The sequence below is a fragment of the Salinivibrio sp. PR5 genome (assembly GCF_001996085.1).
Lineage (GTDB): Bacteria > Pseudomonadota > Gammaproteobacteria > Enterobacterales > Vibrionaceae > Salinivibrio > Salinivibrio proteolyticus.
Genome location: NZ_MUFK01000020.1, coordinates 42,923 through 52,137, shown reverse-complemented (window position 1 = coordinate 52,137; position 9,215 = coordinate 42,923). Strand labels below are relative to the sequence as shown.

The window sequence follows — 9,215 nt, the reverse complement described above, 5'->3', positions numbered from 1 at the left end:
ATAGATGTATTTATTCAGTATTTATGACTAAATAAACATTTACATCGCATGCATGATTCGGTAATCTCGATTGCAGATAGTCACTGTGAGTGAATAATTAATCGACAATTCGTCGTTTTGTCACGGTGATACAAATAAAAATTCAGGATTCAGACGTATGCAAAAAACTGACTCTCTCTCGACGACGGTGCCTTCGATGAGAAATATTCTGATGTTCGCCATCCCATCGCTTCTTGGCTTACTTCTCTTTATGACGCCGGTAAACTTCGGCGATGGTGTCACTATTCCCATTGCGGTCATGGCCGGAAGCGTTCTTGATTTATTGGGCGGCTCGGCAACTGCTGTGGTCACCGCATTGGTGGTTTTCAGTGCGGTCACCTCATTGATTGTTACGCTAACAAAACCCCGCTTTATTACTCGCCACGGTTTTCTCAACGGCCTATTTAATGTTTCACCGATTTGGCTAGCCACCCGTGTGATCGGTGGCGTATTTGTTGCCATGACCTTCTTCGGTTACGGGTCTGAACTTATCATGGGTGAGCTCACTGGCGCGTTCGTGCTTAATGATTTGCTGCCTATCCTGCTTTCTGTGTTTATTTTTGCCGGATTGCTGTTGCCATTGCTGACCAGTTTTGGCCTGCTGGAAATGTTAGGCGCCGTTTTCACCAAAGTGATGCGTCCATTGTTTGGCTTGCCTGGCCGCTCGGCGGTTGACTGTGCGGCATCGTGGTTAGGAGACGGTAGTGTCGGTATCTTGATGACGAGCAAGCAATACGAGCAAGGTTTTTACACACAGCGTGAAGCCGCGGTTGTCGGCACCACCTTCTCAGCGGTATCGATCAGCTTTAGCTTGGTTGTGATCGCCCAAGTTGACTTGATGCACATGTTTACTTGGTTCTACTTGGCGGTGTGTCTGGCGGGGATTGCTGCAGCGATTATTGTTCCTCGTCTTCCGCCACTTTGCTGGAAAAAAGACGAGTTGATTGACGGCTCAACCCGCGAATCGAACGAAGAAGTGTTGCCTGAAGGTCATACTACGCTGAGCTACGGCTTACAGTGCGCGCTTAACCGTGCTGAAAAAATTCGCTCGGTGAACAGCGTACTCAAAGAAGGGGCTCAAAACGCAGTTGACATGGTACTGGGCGTACTCCCTGTTGTGATGGCGATTGGTACAGCGGCATTGATGGTGGCTGAGTACACCAGTATCTTTAACGTACTGGGTGCACCGTTTGTTCCTTTGCTTGAGCTGCTGCATATTCCCGAGGCGGTCAAAGCATCAGAAACTATGGTGATTGGTTTTGCGGATATGTTTATCCCTGCCATTCTTGCCGCGGAAATTGACAACGAGATGACTCGCTTTGTGATTGCAGCGATGTCTGTCACCCAGCTGATTTACATGTCAGAAGTTGGTGCTTTGCTGCTAGGCAGTAAAATTCCAGTCAAAATCTGGGAACTGTTTGTGATCTTTATCTTGCGTACCTTGGTGACCTTACCGGTGATCGCGGGTGTCGCACATTTGATTTTCTAAGCCGATAGGCCAAGAACAGTCTGTTAAGCGCCTCGCGTTTTCAACGTGAGGCGTTTTTTTTGGGTCACGAATTCATGCAGTAGCACGTTATGCTTGGTATGGTAAATGGGCGCGAACTATCTGGCATGTTACCCCTCGTCTATCACCAACATGATGAGCGGTAAGGGTTTAATAAGGAGATGGGATGAAAATAGTGACACTTCATGGGCTGTACATGCACGGTGTGTTTTTGATCCCGCTAAGTGAACGCCTAGAAAAGCAAGGACATGAGGTACTCAACCTTTCTTATAACACCCTAGATCCGGACTTTGAGCAAATTGCTCGTCGCATCAATGCGTTTATTGATCATCAGCCCACTATTTTAATCGGCCACTCGATGGGCGGGCTGATTATTCGCCGCTATTTGGAGCAGAGTGCGCAACTAGACGATAACCCTGCTGATGCGGTGCACGCGGTGATTACCCTCGGCACCCCCCATCAAGGCGCAACACTGGCCAAAGTGTTTGATGATTTAGGGTGGGGCGGCTGGCTGTTCCAACGGAGCCAATCTATTTTATTGCCCGATGAGGTGATGCCCTGGCAGGGATTACCGCCTTTGCACAGTATTGCCGGAAATTGCCCGTGGGGCCCAGCATCGCTGCTGATAAAGAACCAAGTTTGCGACGGCACTGTGCTGGTCGAAGAAACCAAAATCGAAGGCATGAGCAGCCATGATATTTTTCCGCTCACCCACATTGCATTGCTTTTTTCTCGTCGGGTGAGCGATAAAGTGATCGCCATTATCGACAGCTACCAGCCTGCTTCCGAACCTGCCGCACAAGTTGAACCCTAACGCTAATGTGACGGAACCTCATCGGCGAGCCAGCGAGCAATAAACGTTCCCTCAGGATCGTATTGTGCAGTTTGCTTATCGAGATTAAACCGACGACTGCCGCGAGGATCTGCACCGACACCAGCGAGGTATTGCCAATTACCATAGTTAGCGGCGACATCGAAATCAATCAGTTGTTGCTCAAAGTAAGCAGCGCCGTAACGCCAGTCCACACCTAGCTCATTCACCAAGCAGCTCGCGACTAATTGACGACTCCGGTTCGACATCCAGCCTGTGTGTTTTAGCTGGCGCATGGCAGCGTTGACGATCGGAAAATCGGTATTGCCTTCACGCCATGCCATAAAGGCTTCGGCATAAAACGTGGTGAGCGGACGTTTATCGGCAATGCCTTTAAAACGGAAAAAGCGGGCTCCGTAGTGATACAACATCCACTGGAAATATTCCCGCCATAGGAGCTCAAAATAGAGCCAATAGGTGGACTCATTTTTCTCCACATTGCGCTCATAACGGTCCAGCTCTGCAGCGACCCAACGCACAGACAAACAACCATTGGCTAGCCATGCGGATAAACGGGATGAAAAATCCCAACCATCCAAACCATTTCGCGTCTCTTTGTAGCGTTGAATACGATGGGTATCCCACAAGTAATGATTCAGTTGCGCGCGGCCAGCAATCTCTCCACCTTGATAAGGGGCAATACGGCGATCCGATAAAGGCGCGGGCTCGGTAACTATGCCATCGATAGGGCGCGGTAAGGACTCTGGCACCGCAAGCGGCAAACGTGGCGGAATGTCGCGCTTTTCGACCGCTTTTCTAAATTGCGTAAAGGTGGCAGGAATATCGGGTAAATCAAAGGGTAACTGATGCTGACTAAACAGCGTATGTGCATCAGACACCACCACACGCTGTGGAAACCGGCTAACAAGGGTATCTATTTGCTGGCGCTCAAAGGGGCCTGGGTGATCGGTGACGCCAATAACATCAATCTGGTGTTGGGTACACAGGTCGGCAAGCACTTCCAAAGGTGCCCCTGTTCTAATGATAAGCTTTTGTCCCATGACATCGAGCGCACGATGAAGCTCGATAAGGCTTTGCCACAAAAACGCTTCGCGCTGAGGGCCGAGGTGTTTACTTTGGAAGTGATCCGCGCGTGACCAGCGTGGATCAATGACAAACACACAGGTAAGTTCGTCACAGCTCGAAGCAAGATTGGCGAGAGCAGGGTTGTCATGAATTCGAAGGTCGTGGCGAAACCACATCAGTCCGCGTTGCATGTTGATCTCCTTTTTCTCGCCAATACGCCGAGAATCGACATCCAGATTGATCAGTAAGTATGGATGCCGATGTTTTAAACAGCGAATTGGGTCTAGGATTAGATCTGTCGTTGACGTTGCGCCCAATAGCCAACAAACACAAAGATACCTACCACGGCGCACATTAGCCATTGATCAGGCCAGGCGCGCATTTTCGCGGCGAGCCAAGGAGACACTGCCACAATAAATGCGCCGTAGCCAAATGCATTGATGCCGATAAACACCAAGGTGCGGACAAAAAAGTTGTGGCCGGTCAGTAAACGACGCAGGGTACGGTTAATGTCGTTACCAAACACCACCAATAAAGATGCGGTGACCGCAATGGCGATTTCGTTTAACCAAGGGGTTAGCCAAGCACCGCCTTGGGCAAGCCAAGAGATAATAATATTCATAATTCGTCACACTCTGTAGAATGCTGCTAGGTTACTGATTTCTACTAGCGACTTCCAGCCTCAACGCAAGTCGCGCGCGGTAAGGAGAAAACATGAGAATTGCCTCAATAGGGTTGGGTGACATCGCCCAAAAGGCATACCTGCCACTACTTGCAAGCTGGCCCGATCTCGACTGGGTCTTGTGTAGCCGCCAAGCCGATACACTCGCGAAATTGGCGCAGCAGTATCGGGTAGCGCACACAGCAGCCAATGTTGAAGAAGTGTTGGCGCTGAACCTGGATGGGGTGATGATTCATGCTGCCACTCATGCTCATCCGGCGTTGGTGCGTCCGTTCTTAGCCGCAGGTATTCCCGTGTTTGTCGACAAACCGGTGGCCCAATCGGGGGCGGATGTTGAAGCCCTCTTTAACCTTGCAGAAAAGCATAATACGCCTTTGTTTGCAGGATTTAATCGCCGTTATTTGCCGTTGTTAAACGCCCATTTAAACGGCCAGCGCCCAGAAGATGAACTCGGCTCGCCATTGTTATCGTTACGGTGGGAAAAGCATCGTCATGCGCTGCCAGATGCGCCTCGTCGGTTTATTTTCGATGACTTTATTCACCCGCTTGACAGTATTAACCTGCACGGTGACATGAACATTGATGAGTTGGATGTGTTTGCCCAGTTTGATGAAGGACTGCTCGCGCGTTTAGATGTTCGTTGGCATCGCGAGAATAGCTTATTTGAAGCCAGTATGAATCGCCAATACGGCGCCACCAAGGAAACCATTGCCGCAGCCTATCGTAACGAGTGCTACTTCTTTGATGGATTTACGCGCGGTGAGCGTATGCAAGACAATCAAGTCGCGCAATTGTCTCTCCCTGACTGGACAGGCATGCAGGCCAGTAAAGGGTTTGAAGCCATGTTGACCCACTGGTTTGAGGTGGTCCAAACGGGCCGGATCGATGCCGCTATTACCGCACGCAGTGTGGCCTCTCATTGGGTGGCCGAAGACTTAGTCGCCTACTGTGAAGCGCTGCGAGACAATGGTTAATTCGCTTGCATGATTAGGCTGTTTTTACGCGCTCTGCCGTGAGGTAAGGCATTAGCAGGGCTCGCACATTTAAAGTGACATCCAATTTGGCAGCCAGCAAATATAGTCCCGCAATTTTACGATGCAAAAATAGCGCATCCGCCGGCGGTGTGTGCCAATAGCCTTGCTCCATACTCAGCGCCATCCCACGGTTACGTAAACGGGTGGCTAGATCGGCTTGACCAAAATTAAAGGGTGCATCCGTCGCTATTGGTTCACAGGCGGTGTTCACAAGCTCAAGTACACTGGCTTTTTGCTCCGGTAAGATCGCCTCGGCAAAAAAGCCAATCTGAGTCAGCGCTGCGTCAATGCCGGGGTTATCTTTTTCAATGGCAGCTAAGAACAGCTTACGGTAGCCCTCAGTAAATCGTGAGGTGTACTGACGAGTGGCACCAAAATCGAGCAAGACGATACGGCCGCTTTCTGGTTGGTATAAATAATTGGCGAAGTTAGGATCCGTTTGCACTTCCCCAAACACAAACACCTCTTCAAAGAGTAGGATGAAGAGTTGGCTCACCGCACGATGACGCACTGCAGGCTCGGCTTTTGTTAGGGTTTCAATCGGCTCGCCCGCCATATAATCCATGATCAACACGCGATCTGTGGTTAAGGTTGAATGGACAGTGGGCACTACCAAATCCGTATGAGTATTCAGCCGCTCGTGAAAGCGCAGCATTGCATTCGCTTCTTTACGATAATCGGCTTCATCGTGCAGTTGTTGCTTCGCTTCATCGAGCAAGGCTTGGTAATTCGCTTCTTTGGGGATCAGGCCACTTAAGCGCAGTAGGGTGATCACATTATCCACATCGCTATCAATGCTGTCTTTGATGCGCGGGTACTGGACCTTCACCGCTACCTTGTCACCAGCATCGGTATAGGCTTCGTGCACTTGGCCTATCGACGCTGACGCGATGGGTGAAAAACGAAAGTGGGTAAAAGCTTGCTTCCATTCGGGCCCCCACTGCTCGGTGAGTACTTGGTTAAGCTGGGTAGATGGCATAGGCGTGGCATGATTGCGTAATCGAGCCAGTAAATCACTGAGCTCGGGTGGGATTAAATCGCCCGCATCCATCGACAATAACTGACCGACCTTCATCGCTGCACCGCGCAAATCCGCCAGTTTGTCCGCTACATGGGCGATATTAGCCGGCGACATCACCAAATCTTTACGGCTCGGCCGATTGCCTTGTGCAAACTGCTTCGCACCTTCCCACGCCACATTCGACGCCACACGCCCCGCTAGGGAAGCCAACGCTCCTAACCGAGAATACCGCCCATGAGGAACCTTGCTACTTTTCATCACCGTCTCCTTGTCAACCACTAAAGATACGGAAAAAGCAGGGGAATGGTTTGGTGGAGATTTACACTGATCACACTATCCTTGTTTATTGCGCTCGTTCCCACGCTCCTGCGTGGGAATGCATATTGAGGTAAGATAGTCACCAAATCACCGAGCGCATGTAATTAGGCTACATGTAGGAACCGTTGAAATGCTGTAACCTAGTTTTGTGCAATAGCTTGCTGTGCACTTAAGTCCAGTGACTATGTTGAGTTCATGGTTAGCGGCTTTGAGTCAATTGACTCTATTTAGAGCAAGTTTTTGCACACTTAACTAGAAGTTTCTTTATTTCCACGCTGACCATAAGTTGTCAGTAGGTAGTCAACAAGCTCTACTATGGCGCTACTAAGCACTTCCGTATCGTCCTGCCTAACTGGACAGTTGAGAACAAATCGGTTATTTTCGACGCGAAACCATGCTGGTGCCGTTTTCGTCTCCTTGGTGAAAGCAGCTATCGGATTATTTTTCCAATAGGCTAACCAAGCGGTAGAATTTGCGGGTTCTCCCTTCATTTTATTAAGGATATCGCGCTCAGCAAGGAGAGGGTAATGCTGCAAAAGATACCAGCTTTTTTCTGCCAAGTCGTTTAGGCTAGGGGGCGTAAGTAGGCCATCGAGTGCTATAAAAGCCCGCAATGTTATCGCTTTAAAATATTTGGTCATGCTTGTTTTTTGTACGCCCTTTCGCAGAAATTCAAAATATGGGATTAGTTTCTGCACTTCCTTGTCATCTTTTTCGTAGGCAGCCACTAGTTCAAACCAGCTACCATGATTTTTATCGGCTTTCTTCAGGCTTTTGTACTCATGATAAAATTCGGTTGCTGTTGGCCTATGTCCCAGTTTTTGCTCCAAGTACATCAAATCTTCTAAAGCTGTTGTGCGCTGTTGCTCCGCTAATTTCTGCCAGAAGTCTGTTATTTCTAGATCAAAGTTGGTAAAGCAGCCTTTTGGAAGCTCCGGAGATTTCACCTTCTTCACGGCTTGCCGGATGCTTGAAGCTCCGAGTATGGCCATAGGCTTCAATAGGAAGCTGTGATGGTTACCGATAAAGTCCATAACAACTAAGTGAGTTTTATTCTCTGCCAATCGTAAGCCTCGGCCCAATTGCTGTAGAAATACAATCTTAGATTCACTGGGGCGTAACATCATAACAGTATCAATGCTCGGTAAATCTACCCCTTCATTAAACAGGWCAACAGTGAATAAGACTTTCAGTTGTCCGTCTTTTAGGAGTGATAGAGCTTGATTTCGACGCAAAGGTGACTTGCTATGAACTGCGGCAGATGTGACGCCATGGCGATTAAAATAATCTGCCATATAATCGGCGTGTTTGGTGGATACACAGAATGCTAAAGTGCGATGCTGTTTGTATTTATTCCAAGTCTCAAGAGCATGCTTAGCTCGAAGTTGGCTGGCAAACTGATGCTCCAAAGCTTCGGGATCAAATTTACCATTCCGCCAAGGTATAGAGGTGTAATCGACATGACCATCCCAGATCCCGTAGTAATGGAAAGGCACTAAAGCGCCATTGTCTATGCCATGAACTAGGTTGCGTTCAAAGACTAGATTATTATCACACAGACTCAGAATATCAGCTTGGTCACTTCGTTCCGGCGTTGCGGTAAGGCCCAGCATAAATTGAGGTTTGAAGTAATCAAGCAAGATACGGTAGATTGGCGCGCTTGCATGATGAAATTCATCGACTACAACGTAATCAAAATGGCTCGGATCAAACTGGGCTAGATGCTCTTTTTTCCCGATGGTCTGAATAGATGCGAATAAGCAGTCAGCATCTTTTTGACGTACCTTGCTAGCGTAAAGTCCCGTGCTGTAGTCCGGCAGTAGCTGAGAAAACGTACTCTGAGCCTGTCGTAAAATTTCCTCCCGATGAGCAACAAACAAGACTCGTTCAGCTTTTATCTGCTGTGCATCAAAAGCACTTAACCAAGTTTTCCCCATTCCCGTTGCTAGGACAACTAAACCCCGAAGATACCCCTGTTCTCTAGTGTCAGCCAAAGCTTTTAAAGCTAGCTCTTGGTCCGGTTTTGGGTAGATAGCCTCTTTTATTTCTGAAGGAAACAAGTGAGTCACTTGAGGTGGATTACGCCGTACAATATATTGCTGGACCCATTCAAATGTCAGCTCGGTGGTCTGGTGGTGATGAAAGATATAATCAAATGCCTGACGTATTCGGGAAAACTGGTTTTGACTATAGCTGTTATCCTTGATGAGATCATAGCGTAAGGCCCACTCATGGGCGTTAGTCAACGCTTGTCGACTGAGGTTATTTGAGCCGATGAAGGCACAGCCTTCTCTTTGTTCATTGCAGATAAAAATGTACGCTTTCATATGAAAGCCATCGTTCGGTTGACATTGATAGACCCGCAACTCCGCCCCAGGCAGACTGAGCAGTTGTTCTAGCGCTTTTGGATCAGTGATATGTAAATAGTCAGATGTCAATATCTTGAGGCTTGCTCCACGTTCAAGCGCTTCATGGAGGGCATCTAAAATAAGGGTAAGACCGCTAAGGCGGATAAAAGATACCGTTATTTCTATTTCATTGGCATGATTGATAGCATGGAGTAGTTGAGGCAATAAGGGCTGCTGCGATCCGGTCGTGAGAACATCCGGATGTTGAGTTAAAGTTGAAACTTCTTGTCCTGACACTGAGCTATATCCTGTTAATGACGAGCTTATCAAAATGGATTGACCGAATAATGACATACTGTAATACAGTTA

Annotated in this window: 7 protein-coding genes; 3 read left to right on the top strand and 4 right to left on the bottom strand. The window is 48.4% G+C overall.

Annotation, left to right across the window (positions count from 1 at the left end; all coding sequences use genetic code 11):
- Window positions 1-157 precede the first annotated feature (157 nt).
- Window positions 158-1,528: a YjiH family protein gene (locus BZG82_RS09030; protein ID WP_241837361.1), complete on the top strand. Its 1,371-nt coding sequence runs from the start codon at window positions 158-160 to the stop codon at window positions 1,526-1,528.
- A gap of 184 nt (window positions 1,529-1,712) precedes the next feature.
- Window positions 1,713-2,360, top strand: a complete 648-nt coding sequence (locus BZG82_RS09025) for an esterase/lipase family protein (RefSeq protein WP_077765671.1) — start codon at window positions 1,713-1,715, stop codon at window positions 2,358-2,360.
- A gap of 2 nt (window positions 2,361-2,362) precedes the next feature.
- Here BZG82_RS09025 and BZG82_RS09020 read toward each other — a convergent pair whose 3' ends face one another.
- Window positions 2,363-3,634: a DASH family cryptochrome gene (locus BZG82_RS09020; protein ID WP_077765670.1), complete on the bottom strand. Its 1,272-nt coding sequence runs from the start codon at window positions 3,632-3,634 to the stop codon at window positions 2,363-2,365.
- Window positions 3,635-3,732: 98 nt separating this feature from the next.
- Window positions 3,733-4,065 carry a DUF3392 domain-containing protein gene (locus BZG82_RS09015; protein WP_077765669.1) on the bottom strand — a complete coding sequence of 111 codons (333 nt, stop codon included), beginning with the start codon at window positions 4,063-4,065 and terminating at the stop codon, window positions 3,733-3,735.
- A gap of 92 nt (window positions 4,066-4,157) precedes the next feature.
- Here BZG82_RS09015 and BZG82_RS09010 point away from each other — a divergent pair, with 92 nt between their 5' ends.
- On the top strand, window positions 4,158-5,099 hold the full coding sequence (locus BZG82_RS09010; RefSeq protein WP_077765668.1) for a Gfo/Idh/MocA family protein: 942 nt from the start codon (window positions 4,158-4,160) through the stop codon (window positions 5,097-5,099).
- Between the two features lie 13 nt (window positions 5,100-5,112).
- Here BZG82_RS09010 and BZG82_RS09005 read toward each other — a convergent pair whose 3' ends face one another.
- Together BZG82_RS09005 and BZG82_RS09000 are read right to left on the bottom strand one after the other, a co-directional pair.
- Window positions 5,113-6,438: an ABC1 kinase family protein gene (locus BZG82_RS09005; protein WP_077765667.1), complete on the bottom strand. Its 1,326-nt coding sequence runs from the start codon at window positions 6,436-6,438 to the stop codon at window positions 5,113-5,115.
- Between the two features lie 308 nt (window positions 6,439-6,746).
- Window positions 6,747-9,143, bottom strand: coding sequence for a DEAD/DEAH box helicase family protein (locus BZG82_RS09000; RefSeq protein ID WP_241837360.1), 2,397 nt, complete (start codon window positions 9,141-9,143; stop codon window positions 6,747-6,749).
- Window positions 9,144-9,215 lie beyond the last annotated feature (72 nt).

Coding starts and splice junctions, on each gene's coding strand:
- BZG82_RS09025 (WP_077765671.1), top strand. CDS start 1,713: ATGAAAATAGTGACACTTCATGGGCTGTACATGCACGGTGTGTTTTTG.
- BZG82_RS09020 (WP_077765670.1), bottom strand. CDS start 3,634: ATGCAACGCGGACTGATGTGGTTTCGCCACGACCTTCGAATTCATGAC.
- BZG82_RS09030 (WP_241837361.1), top strand. CDS start 158: ATGCAAAAAACTGACTCTCTCTCGACGACGGTGCCTTCGATGAGAAAT.
- BZG82_RS09010 (WP_077765668.1), top strand. CDS start 4,158: ATGAGAATTGCCTCAATAGGGTTGGGTGACATCGCCCAAAAGGCATAC.
- BZG82_RS09015 (WP_077765669.1), bottom strand. CDS start 4,065: ATGAATATTATTATCTCTTGGCTTGCCCAAGGCGGTGCTTGGCTAACC.
- BZG82_RS09005 (WP_077765667.1), bottom strand. CDS start 6,438: ATGAAAAGTAGCAAGGTTCCTCATGGGCGGTATTCTCGGTTAGGAGCG.